Annotated in this window: 20 protein-coding genes and 2 pseudogenes; 8 read left to right on the forward strand and 14 right to left on the reverse strand. The window is 61.6% G+C overall.

Annotated elements, in window-relative coordinates:
* Positions 1–381 (reverse strand): annotated as a pseudogene (locus tag Q8R73_RS10850) (TAT-dependent nitrous-oxide reductase); the annotation flags it as partial.
* A 16-nt stretch (positions 382–397) separates the two neighbouring features.
* Positions 398–2,686 (reverse strand): 4Fe-4S binding protein, encoded by a 2,289-nt coding sequence (locus tag Q8R73_RS10855; protein WP_371126079.1) that lies wholly within the window; start codon positions 2,684–2,686, stop codon positions 398–400.
* Between the two features lie 392 nt (positions 2,687–3,078).
* On the opposite strand from Q8R73_RS10855, the gene Q8R73_RS26050 reads away from it, so the two are divergent.
* On the forward strand, positions 3,079–3,453 hold the full coding sequence (locus Q8R73_RS26050) for a ferritin family protein (RefSeq protein ID WP_371126076.1): 375 nt from the start codon (positions 3,079–3,081) through the stop codon (positions 3,451–3,453).
* A gap of 39 nt (positions 3,454–3,492) precedes the next feature.
* Positions 3,493–3,825, forward strand: coding sequence for a hypothetical protein (locus Q8R73_RS26055; protein ID WP_371126077.1), 333 nt, complete (start codon positions 3,493–3,495; stop codon positions 3,823–3,825).
* Between the two features lie 2 nt (positions 3,826–3,827).
* Here Q8R73_RS26055 and Q8R73_RS10865 read toward each other — a convergent pair whose 3' ends face one another.
* From Q8R73_RS10865 to Q8R73_RS10905, 9 genes and pseudogenes are all read right to left on the reverse strand, one after another.
* The gene (locus Q8R73_RS10865; RefSeq protein WP_305719545.1) at positions 3,828–3,992 is read right to left on the reverse strand and encodes a hypothetical protein; all 165 of its coding nucleotides are present in this window, start codon (positions 3,990–3,992) and stop codon (positions 3,828–3,830) included.
* Positions 3,992–5,623, reverse strand: a complete 1,632-nt coding sequence (locus Q8R73_RS10870; RefSeq protein WP_305719546.1) for a methyl-accepting chemotaxis protein — start codon at positions 5,621–5,623, stop codon at positions 3,992–3,994. The genes Q8R73_RS10865 and Q8R73_RS10870 overlap by 1 nt, the downstream gene beginning before the upstream one ends.
* Positions 5,624–6,389: 766 nt before the next feature.
* Positions 6,390–7,814 carry a cytochrome c oxidase accessory protein CcoG gene (gene ccoG, locus Q8R73_RS10875; protein WP_305719547.1) on the reverse strand — a complete coding sequence of 475 codons (1,425 nt, stop codon included), beginning with the start codon at positions 7,812–7,814 and terminating at the stop codon, positions 6,390–6,392.
* A gap of 5 nt (positions 7,815–7,819) precedes the next feature.
* Positions 7,820–8,110 (reverse strand): metal-sulfur cluster assembly factor, encoded by a 291-nt coding sequence (locus tag Q8R73_RS10880; protein WP_305719548.1) that lies wholly within the window; start codon positions 8,108–8,110, stop codon positions 7,820–7,822.
* Between the two features lie 20 nt (positions 8,111–8,130).
* On the reverse strand, positions 8,131–8,637 hold the full coding sequence (locus tag Q8R73_RS10885; protein WP_305719549.1) for a DUF2249 domain-containing protein: 507 nt from the start codon (positions 8,635–8,637) through the stop codon (positions 8,131–8,133).
* A gap of 148 nt (positions 8,638–8,785) precedes the next feature.
* Positions 8,786–9,460: a hypothetical protein gene (locus tag Q8R73_RS10890; RefSeq protein WP_305719550.1), complete on the reverse strand. Its 675-nt coding sequence runs from the start codon at positions 9,458–9,460 to the stop codon at positions 8,786–8,788.
* Between the two features lie 37 nt (positions 9,461–9,497).
* The gene (locus tag Q8R73_RS10895) at positions 9,498–10,676 is read right to left on the reverse strand and encodes an NnrS family protein (RefSeq protein ID WP_305719551.1); all 1,179 of its coding nucleotides are present in this window, start codon (positions 10,674–10,676) and stop codon (positions 9,498–9,500) included.
* Positions 10,677–11,130: 454 nt separating this feature from the next.
* Positions 11,131–11,342: pseudogene (locus Q8R73_RS10900) on the reverse strand (protein norD); the annotation flags it as partial.
* A 229-nt stretch (positions 11,343–11,571) separates the two neighbouring features.
* On the reverse strand, positions 11,572–11,826 hold the full coding sequence (locus Q8R73_RS10905; RefSeq protein WP_371126078.1) for a hypothetical protein: 255 nt from the start codon (positions 11,824–11,826) through the stop codon (positions 11,572–11,574).
* A gap of 291 nt (positions 11,827–12,117) precedes the next feature.
* Here Q8R73_RS10905 and Q8R73_RS10910 point away from each other — a divergent pair, with 291 nt between their 5' ends.
* Together Q8R73_RS10910 and hemN are read left to right on the forward strand one after the other, a co-directional pair.
* Entirely contained in the window at positions 12,118–12,699 is a 582-nt protein-coding gene (locus Q8R73_RS10910; RefSeq protein ID WP_305719552.1) for a TetR-like C-terminal domain-containing protein, read from the forward strand.
* Between the two features lie 468 nt (positions 12,700–13,167).
* The gene (gene hemN / locus Q8R73_RS10915) at positions 13,168–14,520 is read left to right on the forward strand and encodes an oxygen-independent coproporphyrinogen III oxidase (protein ID WP_305719553.1); all 1,353 of its coding nucleotides are present in this window, start codon (positions 13,168–13,170) and stop codon (positions 14,518–14,520) included.
* Positions 14,521–15,401: 881 nt separating this feature from the next.
* Here the strand turns inward: hemN and Q8R73_RS10920 are convergent.
* Both Q8R73_RS10920 and nirK read right to left on the reverse strand, forming a co-directional pair.
* Entirely contained in the window at positions 15,402–15,728 is a 327-nt protein-coding gene (locus Q8R73_RS10920; RefSeq protein ID WP_305719554.1) for a cupin, read from the reverse strand.
* Positions 15,729–15,885: 157 nt separating this feature from the next.
* Complete coding sequence (gene nirK, locus Q8R73_RS10925) at positions 15,886–18,078, reverse strand: copper-containing nitrite reductase (RefSeq protein ID WP_305719555.1); 2,193 nt, start codon at positions 18,076–18,078, stop codon at positions 15,886–15,888.
* A gap of 391 nt (positions 18,079–18,469) precedes the next feature.
* Between nirK and Q8R73_RS10930 the strand changes: the two genes are divergently transcribed.
* From Q8R73_RS10930 to sdhD, 3 genes are read left to right on the forward strand one after another with little or no spacing between them, the layout of a single operon-like run.
* Positions 18,470–19,309 (forward strand): succinate dehydrogenase iron-sulfur subunit, encoded by an 840-nt coding sequence (locus Q8R73_RS10930; protein WP_305719556.1) that lies wholly within the window; start codon positions 18,470–18,472, stop codon positions 19,307–19,309.
* 2 nt (positions 19,310–19,311) lie between these two features.
* A complete protein-coding gene (gene sdhC, locus Q8R73_RS10935) occupies positions 19,312–19,737 on the forward strand; it encodes a succinate dehydrogenase, cytochrome b556 subunit (RefSeq protein WP_305719557.1) in 426 nt (141 codons plus the stop codon).
* Positions 19,737–20,126 carry a succinate dehydrogenase, hydrophobic membrane anchor protein gene (sdhD, locus tag Q8R73_RS10940; RefSeq protein ID WP_305719558.1) on the forward strand — a complete coding sequence of 130 codons (390 nt, stop codon included), beginning with the start codon at positions 19,737–19,739 and terminating at the stop codon, positions 20,124–20,126. Before sdhC ends, sdhD begins: the two co-directional genes overlap by 1 nt.
* A 17-nt stretch (positions 20,127–20,143) precedes the next feature.
* Here the strand turns inward: sdhD and Q8R73_RS10945 are convergent, their stop codons facing one another.
* The gene (locus tag Q8R73_RS10945) at positions 20,144–20,734 is read right to left on the reverse strand and encodes a DUF488 family protein (RefSeq protein ID WP_305719559.1); all 591 of its coding nucleotides are present in this window, start codon (positions 20,732–20,734) and stop codon (positions 20,144–20,146) included.
* A gap of 334 nt (positions 20,735–21,068) precedes the next feature.
* On the opposite strand from Q8R73_RS10945, the gene Q8R73_RS10950 reads away from it, so the two are divergent.
* Positions 21,069–21,369: transposase (locus Q8R73_RS10950; protein WP_305719560.1), on the forward strand; the 301-nt coding region annotated here is incomplete at its 3' end.

The following is a 21,369-nucleotide window of genomic DNA, read 5'->3' on the forward strand; positions in this document are numbered from 1 at the left end:
CAGCCCCTCGGTCATCACCTTCAGGCTTTCATTGGTCTGGCCCCAGCCGGTGGCGCTGCAGCGGTTGAACACGGGAACGCGCATCAATTCGCGCATCGACGGCAAGCCAACGATGCGCAGTTCGCCGGACTGGCCGCTGGAGAAGAAGGTGTAGTATTCGTCGAGTTCGCCGGGATGCACTTCGGCCTTCTGCACGACGGCGGGCCGCGCGGCCGGCGCCTTCGGCGCCGCGGTCTTGGTCTGCGCATCGGCAGCGCCGACAACGCCCTTGCCGTCGGTGCCGAGCCCAATGCCGCCGGCAAGACCGACGCCCGCCGCCGCCGCGGTGGTTCCAAGCAAGGTACGCCGGCTGACGCCCTTTCCGTTTCCGTTGTCGCTCATAATAGCCTCCAGGCTTTCAGGTTGCGGGTGGTGTGATGGCGCCGACCGGCGGCAGGTTGATCGGCTTGCCGCCGGCGGTGATGATGGTGTTCGGTCCCTTGCCGCCGCTGCGCATCGAGGGCGACGACAGCGCGTCGCGCTTCTCGCGCTTCAGCCGCACCTGGATCATGTGCGGGCAGCGGTGGTCGTCGAAATACAGTTCCTGGCAATGCATGCAGTAGATGCACTCATTGACGTTGATGTGCCCCTCGGGATGGATCGCCTGCACCGGACATTCCTTGGCGCAGCGCTGGCAGGGCGTGCCGCATTCGGGCCAGCGCCGCAGCCATTCGAACATCCTGACGCGGCCGGGGATCGCCAGCGCGGCGCCGAGCGGGCACATGTAGCGGCAGAAGAACCGCTCGACGAACAGGCCGGCGGAAAGCAGCGTCAAGGCGTAGATGACGTAGGGCCATTCGCGCGCGAACTTCAACACGATGACGGTCTTGAACGGCTCGACCTCGGCCAGTTGCTCGGCGAGCGCGGTCGAATACAGCGACATGCCGAACAGGCCGAGAAAGATGATGTACTTGATCGGCCACAGCCGCTCGTGCAGCCCCCATGGCAGCCGGTATTGCGGAATCTTGACTGCCTGGGCGACGTTGTTGAGCAGTTCCTGCAGCGCACCGAACGGACAGAGCCAACCGCAGAACGGCCCGCGTCCCCAGAACAGCAGTCCGGCGGCGATCGCGGCCCAAAGCAGGAAGATCAGCGGCGCCGACAGGAAATATTCCCAGCTGAAGCCGGTGAGCAGCGAATTGGCGAAGGTCAGGACGTTGACCACCGAAAGCTGGGCATTGGCGTACCAGCCGAGCCAAACCAGAATGAACAGCAGATAGCCGCGGCGGACCCAGACATAGACCCTGGGACGACGTACCAGGCTGTTCTGAAAGAAGAAGATCAGGGTCAGCGCGCCGAGCGCCGCGATTGTGGTGCCGATCATGACGGTATTGGAGCGCCAGATCTTCATCCACAGCGGCTCGTCTTCGGCAACAAAGCCCGTCGCGGGTAACGGGGGCGCAGCGGCCGGCGTTCCAGCCGTTGCGGCGGGAGGCGTGGTTGATTTGGCCGCCTGCTGCGGTGCCGGTGCCGCCGGCTCGCGCTTGATGTAGCCGTCGGGCAGCGTATAGCCGAGATCGAAAGTGAGCCAGGCCTTGTCCTTGGCACTGACCACGCGCTGGACCAGCAGTTGCAACACCCAGGGTTCGGTCGGATCGAAGGTGAATTCCGGCGGCAACACGAACAGCGCGATTTCGGGAAAGTGCGGCGCGCCTTCGGCTTCGAGGCTTCCCAACCGTGTGTGGTTGCGGTCGCGAAAGCGGATGCTGTTGCCGTCCTGGATCAATTCGACGCGGTCGAAGATGCCGCCGCGGACGTAGGCCGCGCCCTTGAAGGAGTAACGTCCCGATCCCGCGACCACGAGGGCCTGCTGGCCGGGCTTGAGCCGGCCGGCCAGCCGCTTGAATCCGTCCTCGCCAAGCAGGCTGCGGCCGATGGTTGGCACCGCGACATCGGCGACATAGAGGTCGATGAAGATGTCGTCCGGCTCGCCCTCTTCCGGATGCGCGGCGGCGGCAGCGTTGCCGGATTTCTCGAAGGCCTTGTTGACGTCATCGACGGAGAGCAGCAACCGGCGGATGGAACCGTCGCCGAGCAGGGTCTCCCAGTCGCGGATTTCGCTCTTGTCGGGATCGACCGCCTTCTTCACTTGCGGCGTCACGCTGGCGGCGACGCTGCCCTGGCCGCCGAGGCGGCCGCCCTTGATCAGCTTGGTGGCGGAGCGGACAATGCTGTCGCCCATGACCAGCACGGTGACAGTGGCCCCGCTGACGATGTCGACCTGCGGCGCTTGCGCGGTGCCGCGGGCGACGCCGTCCATGTCGGCGCCTATCAGCTTGTTGACGGCATCGACCACGCGCTGTTCCGGAATGCCGAGCAGAACGATCGGCTCCTTATGCTCGACCATCTTGAGGCCGGTCACCACGCCTTTCGGCGTGATGCCGACCAGAAGCTGGATCGGCTTGCCGGAATAACCCGTCGCATTGGCAAAGTCGGAGTTGAGGTAGACGAAGCCGATGACCTGATCGTCCTTCAGCGCGGGAACAATAGCGGGATCGCCCTGCGGCGGTCCGAAGCGATTCGCGCCCGCCACCAGTTCGGCTGGCTCGGCCTTATCAAGGTATTCGCTGAGACGGCCTGCGGCCGACGCCTCTCCCGACAAGGCAAACCAGCTGAAAACGGCTAGAATTCCCAATAAAGCATAAATGTTGACGGGTCTTCGCAAAAGCGTCTTCCAGATTCAGCAGAACGCCGTTGTTCTGATCGCAAGCTTTGGAAAGTTGATGTAGAGCCTCTACCAGTACGCCTCGTTGCGTTGGATCAAAAAGCCAGCACCTGGAATGGTTCAAAGTTGTGACAGCGAGCCCGACATACGCAAAGAGCCGCCTGGCCGTGCCGCCCATTCTGTTGGCAAACTTCAACTAACTTTATACCCCTTGGGCGCTGGAAAACAACCTGCAGGACTGCGTCATGCCATTGCTAAGAACTTCGCTGCTGATGAGCGAGCCGGGCGGAACGCTTGAGTCGCTCGACGAGCTGTTCGCTCTCGCCCATTCAATGAAGACGGAGGCGGCGAACAGATCTGAGTTGATCTAGGAGATGGCACGCCAGAACAAGGGTTCCTTGGCCCAAATCTTTGCTCAACTCGCAACCGCCGAGCGCGAGAATGTAGGTAGCGTCACGAGATGGTCACAATCCAGCCGCGGCAAGGCCCCTGACCCTGCGTTGGTCCGCTGGGAGGCTCCCGAAAGTTTCAATCTCGACACGGCTGAGGAGATTGCAAACTCGCGGTTGATAACCCCCTACCGCGCATTGGCTACGGCCGTGCGTAACGAGGAGCAAGCCTTCGCATTCTGGTCCTATGTGGCCGCTTATTCCGAGGATTCCGAAATCAAGCAGGCCGCCGAAGCCATGGCGCGCGAGGAATTCGGACACGTTTCCACACTGAGGAAGGAACGACGCCGCTTATCATAGAGAGCGGGCGAAGTCGAAAGAGGGCGCGACGATGCGACGGTGATGCGGGTAGATGCGCCTGCACTGGAACTCCGCCTCGCGGCGCAGCTTGCCGACCTCGAACGCGGTCTCGGCGGGGCGGCAGCAGCCCGCACAGGACAGCTTCTCCAGGAAACTATGCAAATGTCTATGCAGGCCGAAGGTATAGGCAAATTTCCGATTTCGCTTGAGCTTGAGGATGCCGAGACGATCTCAGAAGCGCTCGCGGAGGCGTACCTGGAGAACGTCGAAAGCTCCGACGATCAGACCCAAGTTGCCCTGCTGCAGGGATTGGCGGAGAAGGCCATCGGCCGGCTGGCCTGGATACGTTCGATGGCCCCGGCGAAAAGCTAAACTCAAATACATTCATCTTGGTGTCCGAGCAGCTTGTGCGTGCTGCGGTTCACGCCGATCCGAATCGTTACGCCGGGATGGAAGGACAGGCCGCAGTAGTGCGCGTGGTAAAAAGCGCGCGGCGGACCGCTGATTCGATATTTTCCGGCGTCATGGACGATCGACATCAGGTACTCATACTCCTGAAGCCGAACTTGGCCTGCATCGCCTGTACGTCCCGAAGCGCATGACCGAGCTCGTCGTCGCGTTCGATGACTATGCGGCTGTTATAATTGCCCTGCTGAATCTGCGCCATGGCCTCCTTCAGTCGTCGGACGGGGCACCGATGGCTCCCATCGTCAGCCATCCAAGGCCGAGTCCCGCCAGAAGCGCGAATGCGAGCACGCCGAGCACGGCAGCGACGGTTCGCGAATGGTTGGCCTGCGCGACACCGAATTCTTCCTTGGCAACGTCCACCTGAAGCCGCAAAGCCTCGGCCCGCCGAACCGGCGCGAGCGGCCTCGATCGTGGCGTTCAACGCCAGCAGGTTTGTCTGCTCCGCGATCGCCGTAATCAGCGTTACGATACTACCGACCTTGTCGGCTGCCACGGCGAGCCGCGCCATCGACTGATCGGTGCTGTTCGCCTCGTCGACCGCGTCCTTGGCCACTTTCGAGGATCCCTCGATCTGGCGGCCGATTTCGGCGGCCGTCGCGGCCATTTCCTCGGTCGCCGCTGCGACCGACTGAACGCTTGCGGACGCTTCTTCGGATGCGGAGGCTACCGTCGTCGACATCTCGCGGGTGGAAGATGCGGTATTCATCAGCGCCGCAGCCGCTTGCTCAAGGCTCGCCGAACTCGACGATACGCGTTCGATGATTCCGCCGACGGCGATTTCGAACGAAGCGGTGAAATTTTCCATGTCCTGCTTCCGCTGGGCGCCAGCGCGGGCCTCCGCCTGGGCCTGATCCGCTCGCAGTCGTGTCGTCTCGAGAAGTCCCTCCTTGAAGACCTGCGTGGCTCGAGCCATGTCGCCGATTTCGTCGCCGCGTTCGAGGCCTGCGATAGCGGCGGACAGATGCCCACCCGCGAGCGCCTTCATGCATGTGACCATGCCGCCGATCGGTCGGGACACGGCGAATACCCCCATGAGGGCCGCGGCGACGAGGACGGCGATCGCTACGCCGCCGACGATGCCGGACGTCATGGCGGAGCTCCGCAGCGTGGCGCGGACCTCGTTCTTCTTGGCTTCCGCTCTCGTCGAGGCGAACTTGCCGGCTTCCACGGCAAGCTCGTCGACTTTCATGGAAGCCGGAACCGTCACGTTACGTGCGAGGTCGGCGACCTCCCTATCGAGCGCCGCCATCTCCTCGGAGCGTCCGGCCACGCTTGCAACGATGTTCTTGTGCCGGTTGGTGGCGACACGACCACCGGCGCCTGCGTAGGCTTCGATCTGCTCGCGCAGCTCAACGACGCGAGCCTTGTTTTCCGCCGAGCGGGAACGGCGGAAGATATCGTCCGCAATGCCTTCCGCATCCTTGCGGGCCGCGGCGAGCCTATCCTCGCCGGCGCGGATATCCTCCTCGGTCTTCGCCAGATGCAGGTCGCGCACCGCGACCTGCATCCGCCGCGCATCGGCCTTCACTTCGATGGCGAGCCTGGCGATCTCCTGTTGATCGATGGCGTTGATAATGCCTGTTTCGACACCGCCGTTGGCAACGACCTGATTTGCGATCATCGCTGCGACGAAGAGCATTCCGACGAGCGGGGCGGAGACAAGCTTGGTGGAGATACGGAGGCGACTGAGGATACGCGACATTGGCTTCCCTGCGTAGATAAGTGATTCGACGTGAGATTTTCACCCGCCGCCGTCGTTGCGTCACATCAAACTTGAGCGCGAGATTTCAATGATTGCTACCTCTGATCTTTACGGATTGTTTACGAATCGCACGTCGCATCGCTTGGCCTGAGGTGAGCCGACTTGAGCCAGCGCAATGTCGACGGAGCGCATCGAGTTAGAAGAGAGCGGCCCCAGCTGATCGATCCGCATGCACATCGTGAGGCTCCGTGCCCCAAGTGCTGGATCTCCGGAGATCAGGAACTCGCATTCAAATGAAAACTCTCGTCTTCACCTGCCCAGTGAGGAATCAGCAGGTACAACACTGGATCGCGGATGCGGACCATCGCACTGGCGACGACGCCTACGTCAGCGTCTCCTGTCAGGCCTGTGCCCGCCTGCACTTCCTGAACCTGAAGACGGGGAAGTTGCTTGGCGAGAAAAGCCCTAGGCGGACCGATGGCACTCGCGGGCAAAGCGCTCCGGCAACTTTTAGACCTGACCGAACCCGGAAAGTTCGACGCGAGCGCTGGCAATCGAAGGTCGACAAAGCGCCGTCGCAAGATGCTGCAGCAGCAGGGTTGAGGCGTTTCCCTTGCCGCCCTCTATCAGAGCGACGTAACGTTCGAAACCTGCGACGCGTAAGCGAGATCGTGGCGCGAAAGGCCAACCGTCCTGCGGAGCGCGCGCAGGGGCCTACCCGATTTTCCCCAGGAGTTCCGCCTCGCCGCGGAGATCTTTGGCCTGCTCAGCGATCGAGAAACCTGTCCATTACGGAAAGGGCTGCACCGGTTTCGTCCTGCGCCGTGAAGACGACCTCGCCTTGACCGTCAGCATTGGCCGTCAGGGTGACCCGCAGCGTTGCGGAGGTCTCGGGCCCGACCAAGATGGACGACTCGCTTCGTCCTCCTACGATGACGAGCTTCGCATCGAAGCCGCTGACGGTGAGCGAATAAATATGAGAACCGGCCGACTTGTTCAGAAGCTTTAGCGTGTAGGCGTTGCGCAGCGAGCCATCCGAGAGCCTGACCGCGACCGGATCCCGGTCGTGCTGCACGGATAGGGTCGCCGTTGCCTTGGTCTCGAGACCGATCGCGATCGCGGCGGCCATCGCCACGCAGGCTGCTGTCAGCCCTATCGTCTTCGGCCGCACCAGGCGATTAACGGGCCGCTCGCTTCTGCGGGCCCTCTCGATGTTGTTCCAGCTTTCGTAGTCGATGAGACCACGCGGGCGGCCGAGCTTCTTCATCACCCCATCACAGGCATCGACGCAAAGGCCGCAGTTGATGCAAGCGAAGTTCGGTCCTTCCCGAATGTCGATGCCGATCGGGCATACTGTTACGCACTGGCCGCAATCGACACAGTCGCCCGCCGGCTTGCCCTCGAACCGCACCGCGGCGGCCTTCTTCGCGGACATCCGCTGCTCGCCGCGATAATCGCGATAGTTGACGGTGTAGGCTTCCGGATCCCAGATCGCGCCCTGTAGCCTGGGCCAGGGGCACATGAAGGTGCAGACCTGATCCCGCGCGAAGCCGGCCAGACCGTAGGTGGTCGCGGCAAACACGACGATCCATGTCAGCGCATTGAACGAAACGTCTCCGGACGCGAAGCTCCGCAGCAGGCCGGGGGCGTCGGTGAAATAGAAGATCAACGTCCCGCCGGTCGCGAATGAGATCAGCAGCCAGGCGGCATGCTTCGCGGCTATTTGGGCGGTCCGCTTTGGGGTCAAAGGTGCGCCGATGTTCTTCAGGCGCTGGCGTCTATCGCCCTCGATCAACCGCTCGACGAGCAGGAACAGGTCGGTCCAGACCGTTTGTGGGCAGGCGAAGCCGCACCACAGGCGACCCGCCAGCGCATTGGCCAGGACTAGGATCGATGCCGAGAGCACCATCAGGCCGGTCAAGAGGTAAAGATCTTGCGGCCAGATCTCGACGAAGAACGCGTAGAGGCGTCCGTTCGCGAAATCGAGCAGGACGGCCTGGTCCGGAGCATTGGGCCCGCGGTGCCAACGGATGAAGGGAGTGACGTAGTAGATCGAAAGCGTTAGAAGCAAGACGCCCCATTTGATCCGCCGGATCGGGCCCTTGACGGATTGGGGCACGACCGGCCGGCCGACGGCGGCCGCGGCCCTGGCGCGCGTCTTGGCGTGGTCGATTTCAATGGTCAGGGCCATGGCCGTCAGTTCACCGCAGCGAAGCCGAGCGAGACCCGGACGGCGGGGGCAATGCGGGAGGGGTCCCATGCCGGCTCGAAGGTCATGGTCACGTCCGCGGAAACGACCCCCGGAACGGCGGATGCAGCAGCCTGCGCGCTTTCCTTCAAGAAGCCCGCCGCCGGGCATCCCGGGGTTGTCGCCGTCATGGTGATACTGACGACGCCGTCGGCGACAGCGATGTCGTAGATAAAACCAAGATCAACGATGCTCTCGCCGAGCTCCGGATCGATCACGACCCGCAGCGCTTCGCGCACGCGATCGGCGATCTCTCCGGTCACGACGAAGCCCGAACGGTCAGTTCGTAGGTCGTCCCGTCGGGCGTGAAACCGCCGAGCCAGCGGAAACCGCGCTTTTCGAGCTGCGGAAACAGGAACACCGGCTCCCGGCGCAGCAGCGCCGACAGGGTCTCGCCGGCTGCAAGTTGGTCCGCCGCCGCAAGGATCCGGACCATGGGCTCCGGAGGATCGAGATCTCGATTGTCAAGTTTCGCAGCGGGTTCCGGCCAATTGTCGAACGCCGAATCTGCCGCTACCGCCGACTGGTCGGACGTTGTCTTCACGGGTGTGAACAAAACTTCCCATTCGCCGCCGTCGAGCTCCTGCTCGACATGCGCGAATCCCATGTCGGCCATGACGGCAAAAAGCGGGAACGGTTTGAACGTCGCGTAAAGACGTAGCCCCTGGCCCGGCTCGAGACCCTGAAGCGCGGACATGATGACCGCGATCGGTTCGCCGCCGGAACTGAGGATCGGGCGGACGTCGACATCGATGTATTGGGTCATGGTTTCCTCTCTCAGTTTCTGGCGAACAGCAAGTGCGGGGCGACGGCGCCGTCTGGAAGCCGCAGCGAATCCGCGACATCGACGAGTCGCCGGGCCTGAACGTCGTGTTGTCGGTCGCTGCCATTCTCGGTCTGGCGTCCGCCGCACTCTACGGCCGCGACATCGCCGGCATCTTCCGCAACCGGAAAAGGCGGTGACTCGAACTAAACATGCGCATGGCGACGTTGTCCTTCGTCGGCCTGGCCGGGACGGCAGTGGTGGGCGTCGCACTCGCCTTGACCGATACTTTCACCGCGCACGTCGGCGCATTCGCCTTCCTCGCGGCGTTCGGCGACCCCGCCCACCCCGCCCGTCCGAAGGCGAATACCGCGCCGAAAGCGATCGTGGCGCAAAGCGAAGCCAGGCCGACGAGCACGAAGCGCGCCGGCCCCGTCCGCCGCAGCCACGCCGTCAGCCCGAGGTCCACGACGACCAGGCCGAAGCCGGCGACGAGCAGCACGGCTCCGGCGGGAAACAGCCAGAGCGCCTGCGGCAGACGGCCGCCCAAGGAAAGGAAGCCGGCGAGCAGAAGGAGGAGCCCGGCGCTCAGGAGCACCAGCGCCGGCAGCGCACATTCTTCGGAGAACAGGGGCTTGGCGACGAGAACGGGAACGAACTGGAACAGCGCGCCGCACATCGCATGGCTTAGCCAGCCGAGGTACACCGCGTGAACCTGGACCAGCGTGTCAGGGGAAACTAGGTCGGCCGCCGGATAGCCGACGCCGGCGACCATGAGCGCGAGCGCGACGAAGAGCCACGCCAGCGCCATCGCGAAGTAGGTCATAGTCCATCGGGATATGCTGGCGCCGATCATCGCAGCCTCAAAACCTTGTCGCGCGGCACAGGAGTGGCGCGTAGGCGACCGCGAAGCCGAAGAAGGCGAACGTCCATGCGATGCCGGATGCTGTCAGCAGCGGGACGGCGTGGCTCGGCTCGAGAGCCGCATAGACACGCGCCAGGGCCGCGACCACGATGGCCGCATAGACGGTTTGAACGAGAGCCGATGCCTTGAGCGCTTGCCCAGTATGTCCTAGCGAAGCGCGCGTCATCACCGCTATCGTCATGGAACCGATTGCTCCGCCGGTCCAGGCATGCACGCCTGCACTCTGGGCGACGAGATCGACCGAGGACAAGGCCGAGAGGAAGAAACCGGCAGGCACGAACGCATAGGCCACGTGCAGGATCAGGACGACGCGATCCGAAAAGGTCCGCTCTCCGGCCCAGCGGACGAGACGCGCCAGATGGAGCAGCCCGGCAACTGTGAGCGCGCCGGCCGTCAGCCGACCCGTCGGCGCATACACCCACAGCATCATGGCGCAGACCCCAGCGATCATGGCGATCGCGTCGAAGCGGTTGAAAGGGACTGGAAGCCGTCCCGGCGCGCGGCGCGCGAGCCAGTTGCGCGTGAAGCTCGGCACGATCCGCCCACCGATGACGCAGACCAAGGTGACGACGAGGGCGATGCCGGCGCGCGTCGAGTATTCCGCCGCGCCACGGAAGTGCGCTTCTACATGGAAGGCGACGTTCACCAGCGCCAGAAGCGAGACGATGGCGACTACCTTCAGGTTATTCCATTTGCGTCCGGCAGCGATCTCGCGCGCCGCCGCGGCCGCAAGCAGCGCAAGGAAGGTCGTATCGACGGCCAAAGCGATCTGCCAGGCCACCCAGCCGCCGAACGTCACGGCCAGACGACCCGCCACCCAGGACGAAAACAGGACGGCGAGCGCAACGCCCTGGATGGGAAGCCTGCCGGTCCAGTTCGGAATCGCGGTCAGAAGGAAGCCCGCGACGACGGCGCCCACGTAGCCGAACAGCATTTCGTGGACATGCCAGTCCCGAGGCGCGAACGCCGTCGGCACCGAAATGTGGCCAGCAAACACCGCGAGCCACAACGGGATCATCGCACCGGCATAGACCGCGCCGAAAAGGAAGAAAGGGCGGAAGCCGTGCGACAGAAGTGCAGGCCCCGTGTAAGCTCCCAATTTCTGCATCGTCGCCATGGAGGTCTTCCCCGATCACTTGGCGACACCGTAGGCGGAGGCGACCGTAATCTCTTTGTCGGGGCACAAACTATTCAGTCATTCGTCCTCGTGTTTGATCTCCGACAAAGAGCGGGTCCCGCGGCTCCGGCATTCTCCGAAATCTCATCGACGGAGGACGCGATGCGGATTTTCAAGAGACTACGCGGTCGGGACCGGAGCCACAGCGGCATCGAGGGAAAGCTCGTCGAAACCATCGCGGCCGACCTCCTGCGACGCATCGAGAACGAAGTTCCTCTCTTGACCCCTCCGGGAAGCGAATCGAGCTGTTGCTCCTGCTGTTCGGCCGAACCGAAAGCGGCGCAGTAATCAATGAAGCTTGCGCCGACCCAGTTCACGCAGTTGTTCGGCGTACTGCTCAGCGGCCTTCATAGCATCTTTGGCGCGCAGCCGAGCGGGTCGCTTTGCTCCGTACTTTCGGGTGGGCGGCGAGCTCGGAAGCGGCGTGTCGGACCGCCGCTCCGATGCGCGTGTAGTAGATGGTTTGAGTGCGCCGATGCGCTTCTCGACCTGCGCGGTGACCGGTTCCTCGAATGCCTTGACGGTCTCGAGCCGGACCCACAAACGGCGGCGCGAGGTGAACGTCAGGATGCCTTGGTGATCGCCGCAGGCCGCGAGCCCGTGCGTTGTGCGCATTCGGCCCGCCAGAACCGTCGTCAACCATCCTTGGCCTTCCGTAATTTCCCGGTACCAACTCTGGAGAGTTGCGGTAAGATCGACTGTGCAACCGGCATCATCCTTTTTGGAAGCTGCTCCGAAGAAACCTCGTTGAGGAAGCGCAAGACCGTCGAAAGGCTGCTGGCGGATGAAGAAGCCAGCCTGGCCGCAATCGACGCCGCACGGAAAGAGCAGAAGCTCAAGAGATCAGGCCGCTGACCTGTGACCTGTCGCGCCATTCCCGCCAATGGGTTGGGCGCACGTCGATACGTTTGGCGGTTTCGGCATCGATCCAGCCACCGATCACCCTTCTGCAGGGAAAGACGAGCGAATGCGGTCCCTCGCGGTCGATGACCGCGAGTTCGATATCTCGGTCGAACGGTGCGCCGTGAATCGCAAGCCACATGAAAGCATCGGTACGCTCGTCATTCGATCGGAAGTTGACATTGGTCAAGGTAGAAGCCACCCCGCCGTAATCTGACTTCGCGCTTCCTTGCCATCCCGGTCTTTGACGCCGGACAAAGACGCGCTCGAATCGACCGGGTAAGGCCACCCATTCAGTTTCTGCTGAGACTCCAGCCATCGGTCACGACATGAGCGAGATGCTCCTTTTCTGCGCTGTCATCATCCACCCCACCATCATTTCGAGGGTGGTAATAATGGCGAAGGTCCCGGAATTCGTGTCTTCCGTAGGCGGTCGCCGTCTAGACGTTGGCAATTCGCTAAGACTGCAGAACCGGACTCGATGAACAGGCACAAGGACGTTCTCCATCATTCGGTTGACGAAATCCTGGGGACTTCCTGGGACAGGAAGATCGCCAAAGACCTCGCCGACGAAATCGGGATAGGCACCGGAGACCAAATCGGCACCGTACGTGAAATGCGTCGCTTTCTTGCACTCAAAGGTTACCGGGAACTGCTCCAGCTTCTTCGCGAGGCCTGCGCAGGCAAGGATGGCGAGGAGGCGCTCGCCGCCATCGCCTACGCCATGCGACGTTACGGTCTCGACAGGCCGGCCTTGTCCGCGGCCGCTTTTCGGACAGCAGCCGCTGACTGTCCCGAGTGGCGCGAGGCGCACGAGAAGCTTCACACCTTCATGACAGAAATTTTGGTAGGGTGCGGACTCGCCGATGAAGCCGCCGAGCACGCCCTACATATGCTCAGAAGTCTCGTTCGTGGCTACGTCCTTCATGAGGTGATGCACACGTTCATCGGCGTCGAGTCCTATGAGGCATCCTTCGACAGCGCCGTCCGGGTTTTCGTCGCCGGCCTTCCCGCGCTTGCTGGGGCTTGCAGAAGGTCTTCAGACCCCTGCAAAGGAGATTGAGGCTGCGCCGTGCCTCGAATGCGAAGCGCATTTCGCGACGACGTATAACTTCTTCTTCAAAGAAGTACTTGGCGACGTCAATACTGCCACGGCGATGATGACATTGCCGATGGCGCTGAAAAGCGTCTCGCGGGACTCAGTTCGTGGACCGGTGGCTGCTCTATAGAATTCGGCGGCGCTGACACCTAGAAGCGCAAGCGACATCGCGATCAAAGCTAGACTGGCCGTGGCAAAAGCCATGCCCGAAAGCTAGTCCTCCTTGATCGTTTGGCTCCTCTTGGCCGGTTTCACGCACTTTAGCAAGAACGCAGCCCCGGCGCCGCAGAAGCGAAATGAGGCGCTCGGACAGCCGACGCACCCTATGGCGTGGTCAAGAAGTCACCGATTGTGGGCCGCCTTCCTTGCTCCAGCGCAAAGAGCGTTTGGAGTGAACGCGTCAGGATGGGAGCGCGTGACGGAGGAAATGCGATGCGTTCGGACTTGGCAAAACCCTATGGGCAGGACAGGCTGCCGCGTTACACCAGTTATCCCACTGCCCCGCACTTTTCGCCGGCGATTTGTGAAGACGACCATAAGGGATGGCTCAGATCAGTGCCGGTTCGTCAACCGGCTTCGATCTATCTTCACGTGCCTTTCTGCCGATCCATGTGTTGGTACTGCGGGTGCCACACATCGGTGACGAAGCAGGATGATCCGATTGCCATCTATGCCGCCGGCCTGCGCACCGAAGCTCAGCTCGTCGCGGAAACCATCGGTGAGAGACTGCCAATATCTCACATTCATTTCGGCGGCGGAACTCCCACGATCATGGCGCCCGAAATGTTCGCAGACCTCATTGGCACACTGCGCCGCTCGTTTTGCGTGCTCGGTAATGCCGAAATCGCGATCGAGATCGATCCGCGCACACTGACCAAGCCGATGATCGAGGCGCTCGGCTACTGCGGTGTCAACCGCGCGAGCTTGGGCGTCCAGAGTTTCGATCCTGCGGTCCAGCGCGCCATCAATCGCCTGCAGAGTCTCGAACAAACAGCCGTCTCGGTCGAGCGGCTGCGACGGGCGGGCGTCGGCCGGATCAATTTCGATCTGCTTTACGGACTTCCCCTGCAGACCGTGGATTCATGCATGGATACCGTCGCCAAATGCGTCCAGCTCCGCCCCGACCGCTTCTCGGTGTTCGGTTACGCCCACATTCCGTCGTTCAAGAAACATCAGCGCAAAATCGCCGAAGGGACGCTGCCTGACAGCATCGAGCGGCACCTTCAGTCCGAAACCATCGCGGAAGCCCTGCTGGACGCAGGATACGTCCGAATTGGCCTCGATCACTTTGCCCTCCCCGACGACAAGCTTGCCGTTGCGAGACAGGAGGGCAAGTTACGGCGAAATTTCCAGGGCTATACCGACGATTCCGCTGAAACGCTCATCGGTCTCGGCGCCAGCGCAATCGGCCGCATGCCCCAAGGCTTCGTCCAGAACGCCGTACCGACCCGCGACTTTCTCGCTCGCATTTCCGAACGCCGGCTCGCGACCGTAAAAGGATACAAGTTCACCGAGGAAGACCGCTTCCGCGCAGACATCATCGAGCGCATCATGTGCGACTTGGCCGTTGACCTACGACAGGTTTCGCGATTGCACGGCCGCGATCCGCAGTCCGCAATCGTCGACCGGCAACGCCTCGATAGCATGATCGCCGACGGGGTCGTGACGATGACCGACGACCGCCTCCGCGTGAGCGAGGGAGCGGCGTTCCTGGTCCGAAGCGTCGCCTCGGCGTTCGACGCGCATCTCGCGCGGTCCGCGGCCACGCACAGTCGCGCGGTTTGAGAGACCTAGGATCGGACTCAAGCAATAACCTGTCTACACCGGACGGCATGTCATTTCCGCCGACGTTCCCTGACTTCCATCCGAATGCTTGTTACAATAAATCCATCGTAGGAGAGACCATTGGCCCAGCGTAGTCCGGCAGGCGGCGCGTTCGGACGCAAACGGCGCGGCGTCCGGCGAAGCCCAAAGAGTATCGACCGGACGTTGAATGGCCGCGGTGCGCCAGAAGCGGCCACTCGAGAACTGATAAGTTTTCAGTGCGAATCGACTCCATTGTATTCTTCTTATCAGTCACTAGTTCGGGAGCGGGCCGGCCTTAGCTAGTCGGCTTCGAGGAGTAAAATTGAGTGCTGCAATCCGTCCGACGTGCGCTGTCGCATGAAATCGTAGAATGGAGGGCAAATCATAAGATCAGTGGTTGCGAGGTTGGGGCCGCCGCACGGCGCAGCTTTTGTCGCGGCCATCATCCTACGCGGCAAACAAAAGTGAGTAGGATTGTGAGTAGTAGTAGTTGGATGGCCACTCGGCAGACTGCATCAAAAGCAATAGCTTGTCGGCTTTCTCGCGCAGATCGCGCGCCGCCTTGAGTGTAGCCGTAACGCGGTCTGCGCCAAGCTAACTCGTTTGGGAGTGAAGCGCGGTCACAAGCCGCCAACCGCAAAACCCAAGATAAGGCTAGTGCCGAAGCGGAAGCCAGCGCTGTTGGCGGCCTGTGCCCGCCCGGTGGATAGAATAGTGTCTACGCGCAAGCCAGCGGCCGTACAGGAAACTCGACGATGCAGCTAAAGCGAAACTTCGCCTGACCAGTACAACCACCGCCAACACGCATGTCATCCACTTTACGTTGTGCCTGTCAGTATCTCCCACTGCCCGCAACGCGGTCAATCAAGCAAGATGGTGAAGAGGAGAGATGATTCCTCGATACCCGTCAAAGAATGGATGGTACCGCCCTCGAAATAGATCCATTGATGAGCAGACAATTCCAGCGCGGATTCGGTCAATCCCAGTTTTACGCGACCTTCCAGGCAGTGAAGCATGATGGCTCCTGCAACTTGATGATCCGCAATGTTCATTCCGGCATGGACGATCAATCTTACCGTTTCAAATGCCTTGGATTTTACGATAGCTGTCGTTTTCGCGTCTTTTAAAGCTTGCCCGAGCGGCTGCAGGTTCACGATCTCTCCAGGCTTCGCGTGATGTAATGCCATGCTTTTTCCTCGTTTGTTGAACTTTGCGGGACGATGCCTCAGTATTTGCTCCGAACTGATTCGAACCACGTCAGCGAATCGCAGCCTCTCATTGCGATAATCCTGCTGTCGGCATGAACATGCGTGCTCAACATGGTATTTCGCAGGGCCGCGTTCCTTAGTGTCCCGATCCCGGCTCAACCTTGCCGTCGAAGATGTCAGTATTCGACGGTCCTTCGACATTAAGGACACCGACCAGTCCGCGTTCGGCCCGCGCCAGCGCATGATCGACGAGGGTGTAGCTGCCCGGAACATCGACCTTGAATTCGGTGATGACCGCGCCGCCCGCCGGCACCAGCACGGTCTGAATGCCCCGCAGGGGCTCGCTGGTCACGCCGCCGAGATTGTAGACCTTGTCGAAGATTTCTCCGATGACATGAAACGACGAGGTGAAGTTCGGGCCACCGACGCCGAAATAGATGCGGACGGTTTCGCCCACCTTCGCCTGCATCGGATGGAATTTGGACAGCGCGCCAACCGATCCATTAAAGACGAAGTACTCCGGACGTTCGTTCAGCAGCTTCTCGACGTTGAACTCCTGACTGCCGTGCTGGCCGAACGCGCCGTCGGTGTAGATCTCGCCCTGCATTACATAGTACTCGCGATCGACTGGCGGCAGGCCCCCCTCGGGCTCGACCAGAATGAGCCCGTACATGCCGTTGGCGATATGATGGGCGACCATTGGCGTGGCGCAGTGATAGACGAAGAGGCCGGGAGTCAGCGCTTTGAACCTGAAGCTTTTCTCCTCGCCCGGATTGGTCTGAGTGGATGCAGCGCCACCGCCGGGGCCGGTGGCGGCGTGGAAGTCAACCGAATGCAGCATGGAGCTGCCGTCGGCATTCTTCAGGTGCACCTCGACCGTATCGCCGACGCGGACGCGCAGCATCGGACCCGGCACCTTGCCGTTGAAAGTCCAGTAGCCGAATGTCGTTCCTTCCGCGAGTCGAGCCTCAAGCTCGACGGTGACGAGATCGACCCGCACCGTTTGCGGTCCCCGGTTGCCGATCGAAGGCGGAACGTCGGTGGGTTTCTGCGAAATGTCGGCTTCAACCACGGTCTGCGGCGGCGGCTGCGGCGTGATCAGGAATTTGCCTTCCATGCCCGCGAGCTGATGTCCCGGCACACTGCAGTAATAGAGATAATCTCCGGCCTTGGAGGCAACAAACGCGATACTCGTGCTCGCACCCCTGCCAACAATATGCGATGAAGCCCCCCCCGGTCCCTGATCGGCAAAGACGATGTCGTGCTCGGCGCCTTCGCCGTTGATCAGCGTGATCTGCACGACCTGTCCTTCCGCGGCTGACAGTAGCGGGTTGACCTGACCCTCGATCGAGCCGCCGACACCGATGAAGACCATGCGCCCCTCGGCTATGCCGGAGCGCAGCGTATAGCGCAGACCCGGCACATAGTTCGCCCCCGCTTGTGGAGAATCTGACGGTGTTGTTGGCGCAGTCTGAGTGGGCGCCGGAACCGGCGTGGCTGCCGTGATCTGTGCAGGGGACGGGGCCTTTGCAGGCGCCGCTGCCGTGGCCGCGCTCCCTGCCTTGGGGCTGGCCGCGAGAAAGGCAATCACCGCGCTGCGCTCGCGCTCGGTCTTAAGGCCCGGGAACGGCATCTTGTTGCCGGGCACCACCTTCTGCGGATCGGCGAGATAGGCATCGAGAGTCGCCGCATCCCACGTCAGGTTGCTCATCTTCATGGCAGGAGAGAAATTGTATCCTGGAACGGCAGCGGCTTTTTCACCGACGATCCCCGCGAGCGAAGGTCCCAAGCCGTTCTTGCCGGCTTCAAGGGAATGACAGGCTCGGCATTTGCGGTAGACCTGTTGTCCGGCCGCAGTATCGCCAGTCGACGCAACTGCGGCTGGAGCGGATTGTCCGGTGGTCGGGGGTGCCGCCGCCGCGTGGTTATGTATTATCGGCACCGCCGTCCGCGCCACTTGGCTTGCGGGCGCGATCGCGTTGTTGGCCTTGGTGTTCGTGTCGGTGGTTGCCTTGTCACTTTCCCTGGCGGGTGCCGTCGCGTTTATGTCGGCAGATGGAGCTGTCGCGGATTTGCTCTCGGGGGCGAGGGGCGCTGTCTTCGGCGCCGTACTGGTTGGCTGCGATCCAAGGGGTACCGGTGCCGCACCCTGCGGCGCTGACGACGACTTGGCTGCGTCATTTTGTGTGGTCTCTGCAACCTGAACGGAGTTAGTGGGGCCGGGGGTTGACTGGAACAGCGCCCCGATCGCAATGCTGCCGCCGATCACTACTACGCCAAGCACAAGGATCAGCCACTGCTGAAGTTTCTCCGTAATCCATCGCTGCATGGCTGTCGTTCCCGATTTGCCGCGTTAAGTGTAAGCAAAACTAAACTAGGACGACGCCTATATCGAGGCTGGGCAGGCGCCATACCGCTTCCGCGCCATAGACTTCGTTCTTCCATGCATGTCGAAGAGCCTAGCTCGATATCATGGCGAACCTGAGCGGCAACGCCGCGAACCCGAAAGCGTTCCAACGGTAGCAGAGCTTGCCCGCCCGCCGCTCTCAGAAGTGACCCGCACTGCTCACGCGACTGGATTCAACGACCCGGGGTCCGCTTTCGGCGCTTTCGACGTGCACAGTGCCATTTTGGGGCGTAAGCTTCACGCCTCAGCCCATCGCTATCCTGCGTTGGCGCGATGTCTCGCCGTCGGATTACTGTCGAGGCTGGAGAAGAACATGATCATTGATTCTTCGAATCGCGTGTCTCGCTTCAATTGGCTTAAGCGCTTTCCCATTCCGCGCACCTTTAACGTGACGACGGAATCGCTCATCCAGCCAGGGCGCACATGGCCTGCACCCTCCGGCGCGACCCGAACGAAGGCGTTCGATATCTATCGCTACGATCCTGATTCCGGTGACAATCCTCGCCTCGACAGGTTTCACGTCGACCTCGACGATTGCGGGCCGATGGTTCTCGATGCTTTGATCTGGATCAAGAACAAGGTGGATTCGACGCTCGCCTTCCGCCGCTCATGCCGCGAAGGCGTTTGTGGTTCCTGCTCCATGACGATGGACGGCACCAATTGGCTGGCCTGCACACGTTTCATCTCCGACATGGCGACACCAGCGACGATTTACCCGCTCGCCAATATGAGGATCATCAAGGACCTCGTGCCGGACCAAACCCATGTCTTCGCGCAGTACGCGGCGATCAAGCCATGGCTCCGCTCCAAGACGCCCGAGCCCGAAAAGGAGCGGCTTCAATCTGTCGCAGAGCGCGGCCGGATCGACGGTTATTACGAATGCATCCTCTGTTTCTGTTGCACCTCCGGCTGCCCAAGCCACTGGTGGAATGGAGATCGGTTTCTCGGGCCAGCGGTACTTCTTCAGGCGTGGCGCTGGCTGACCGATAGCCGCGACGAGGCGAAACAAGAACGGCTCGACGATCTTGAGGACCCGTTTCGACTGTATCGATGCCACACTATCCTTAATTGTACCCGGACCTGCCCGAAGGGGCTGAATCCCGGCAAGGCGATCGCCGAGATTAAAAAGATGATCGTCGAACGCGAAAGCTGACCATGCACATCAAGACGATCGCTCCTGCAACGAAGGCGCCGCGGCCACGTCCGCTATCGCCCAACATCCAGATCTACCGGCCGCAGCTCACCTCGGTCCTGTCGATTGCCAATCGCATCACCGGCGTCCTCCTCAGCGTCGGGGCCGTTGGCCTGGTGATTTGGTTGAGCGCCGCTGCTGCCGGGCCTGGGTCTTACGCCACCGTCCAGCAAGCGATCGGGTCGTGGATCGGCCGCTTCTTGTTATTCGGCTGCACCTTCGCCTTCTTCCTGCATTTGTGCGGCGGCATCCGCCACCTCGTCTGGGATACCGTTCATGGTTTCGAGCTGCGGTCGATCTATATTTCGGGATGGTCCGTGGTGGCGACGAGCCTAGCGCTCACGGTGGCGGCTTGGGTAGTTGGTCTCTGCACCGGCGGGTGGCTCTGATGAACCGCCGATTCTTCCGCTCTCCGCTAGGACGTGCCATTGGGCTGGGCTCGGCGAAAAGCGGCTCGCAGCACTGGCTGGTGCAACGGGTAACGGCGGTCGCGCTGGTGCCGCTGACGCTGTGGTTCGTGGGGTCGATCATTACCCATGCCGGCAGCGACTACCCGGTCTTCATCGCGTGGTTGAGGACGCCGTTCGCCGCAGGCGGCATGATCCTGTTGCTGATCGCCCTCTTTCACCACACGGCGCTGGGGCTTCAGGTGGTGATCGAGGATTATGTTCATTCGGGCGCGAGGTTTGCGGTGGTGATCGCGGTTCAGCTTTGCTGCTACGGTCTCGCCGTCATTGGAATCGTCGCCACCCTGCGCATCGCGTTTGGCGGCGAGTAGAGCCGGCGGCGATAACATTATTCCAACTGCGGACTTTCGGCCGGATAGATGATCGTACCATCGCGGCAGACCTTCGCGCTAGATGTCAGGCTGGCTTCGTCGACATGAGCCATCCCAAGGATGTGCATCACATGCTCGCCTTCGCTGAGCAGGTAATCGGTGATGATACGCCGGTGGCAGCGCCACCAAACGGCCTCGGCGCACATGATCGCGCACCGGTGCTGGCCGCCCAGCACCCGCAGTCGCGCAAGGCCTACGGCGAAGGGCTTCGTCAAGGCATAGTCGGCATAGTTGCGAAAGCCGCGTACTCGCCAATAGGCGTTTGTGGACGGTTCGGTTTGGCGCGCCTTTCCGCGAAGGCCGCCAAGTTCCGCGATATGTTCGTAGCCGATCCGCCACGATGCCAGCGTTTCGGAGAGACTGTCTCCATTGAACTGCGGATTGGTACGGGATCGCGGCATGGATCTTACGTCAACGACGAGATCGACGCTGGATTCCCGGAGGAGATCGACGAAATCGGCGATCGTCCTGGTGGAATGGCCGATGGTGAAGAATGTATTCGTGTCGGCTCCAGCGGAACATTGAACACCCGGCGAACTCGGCGGCATCCAAGCGCAGAGTTATAGTCAAAACATCCCTGTTTCAAGCTAGACTTCATGCACAGATAGACGTGACGAGCCGCGATTGTGCCGCTCGGCTATCCGAGCGCGAGGCAGTCGGTAGTCGCCAGACCGAGCATTGCGCCGCCGGCCTGCCAATGGCGGCGGGACACCGGGACTGAGTGCCTTCAGAGCGACACGCTATCGCACGAGGGGGACGTAATGCATATCCGACGGACCAAACGCGACTTCCGGTTTTCCCTTGATACTGTTGCAAAACTCCCGTTGAGGCGACTCGCGATCCGTGATTCCTTTAGGAAAGAGCATCTGCGGGGAGCTGCGCATGATGGGTCGTCGGGAAGGCGAGCAAGGGCAGTTTTTCTATTCGTTTCACCTCGACAAGGTAGTCCCACCGGATCATTTGGTGCGGAAGATCGACGGTTTGCTCGATCTAGACTGGGTGCACACGGAGTTAGCTCCTTATTACTCGCACACGGGCCGGCCTTCTATTGACCCGGCACTGATGATCCGGATGCTGCTTGTCGGTTATATTTTTGCGATCCGCTCCGAGCGGCAGATTTGCGCTGAGATTCAGGTGAACCTTGCATATCGCTGGTTCTGCAAGCTCGGCATCGAGGACCGTA

The sequence above is a fragment of the Bradyrhizobium sp. genome, from assembly GCF_030697065.1.
Classification (GTDB): domain Bacteria; phylum Pseudomonadota; class Alphaproteobacteria; order Rhizobiales; family Xanthobacteraceae; genus Bradyrhizobium.

Bases quoted from the DNA above. Each gene is read 5' to 3' on its own strand.
- Q8R73_RS26050 (WP_371126076.1), top strand. From the start codon at position 3,079: ATGGCACGCCAGAACAAGGGTTCCTTGGCCCAAATCTTTGCTCAACTC.
- Q8R73_RS10865 (WP_305719545.1), bottom strand. From the start codon at position 3,992: ATGTCGATCGTCCATGACGCCGGAAAATATCGAATCAGCGGTCCGCCG.
- Q8R73_RS10870 (WP_305719546.1), bottom strand. From the start codon at position 5,623: ATGTCGCGTATCCTCAGTCGCCTCCGTATCTCCACCAAGCTTGTCTCC.
- ccoG (WP_305719547.1), bottom strand. From the start codon at position 7,814: ATGGCCCTGACCATTGAAATCGACCACGCCAAGACGCGCGCCAGGGCC.
- Q8R73_RS10885 (WP_305719549.1), bottom strand. From the start codon at position 8,637: ATGACCCAATACATCGATGTCGACGTCCGCCCGATCCTCAGTTCCGGC.
- Q8R73_RS10890 (WP_305719550.1), bottom strand. From the start codon at position 9,460: ATGACCTACTTCGCGATGGCGCTGGCGTGGCTCTTCGTCGCGCTCGCG.
- Q8R73_RS10895 (WP_305719551.1), bottom strand. From the start codon at position 10,676: ATGGCGACGATGCAGAAATTGGGAGCTTACACGGGGCCTGCACTTCTG.
- Q8R73_RS10910 (WP_305719552.1), top strand. From the start codon at position 12,118: ATGAACAGGCACAAGGACGTTCTCCATCATTCGGTTGACGAAATCCTG.
- hemN (WP_305719553.1), top strand. From the start codon at position 13,168: ATGCGTTCGGACTTGGCAAAACCCTATGGGCAGGACAGGCTGCCGCGT.
- Q8R73_RS10920 (WP_305719554.1), bottom strand. From the start codon at position 15,728: ATGGCATTACATCACGCGAAGCCTGGAGAGATCGTGAACCTGCAGCCG.
- nirK (WP_305719555.1), bottom strand. From the start codon at position 18,078: ATGCAGCGATGGATTACGGAGAAACTTCAGCAGTGGCTGATCCTTGTG.
- Q8R73_RS10930 (WP_305719556.1), top strand. From the start codon at position 18,470: ATGATCATTGATTCTTCGAATCGCGTGTCTCGCTTCAATTGGCTTAAG.
- sdhC (WP_305719557.1), top strand. From the start codon at position 19,312: ATGCACATCAAGACGATCGCTCCTGCAACGAAGGCGCCGCGGCCACGT.
- sdhD (WP_305719558.1), top strand. From the start codon at position 19,737: ATGAACCGCCGATTCTTCCGCTCTCCGCTAGGACGTGCCATTGGGCTG.
- Q8R73_RS10945 (WP_305719559.1), bottom strand. From the start codon at position 20,734: ATGCCGCCGAGTTCGCCGGGTGTTCAATGTTCCGCTGGAGCCGACACG.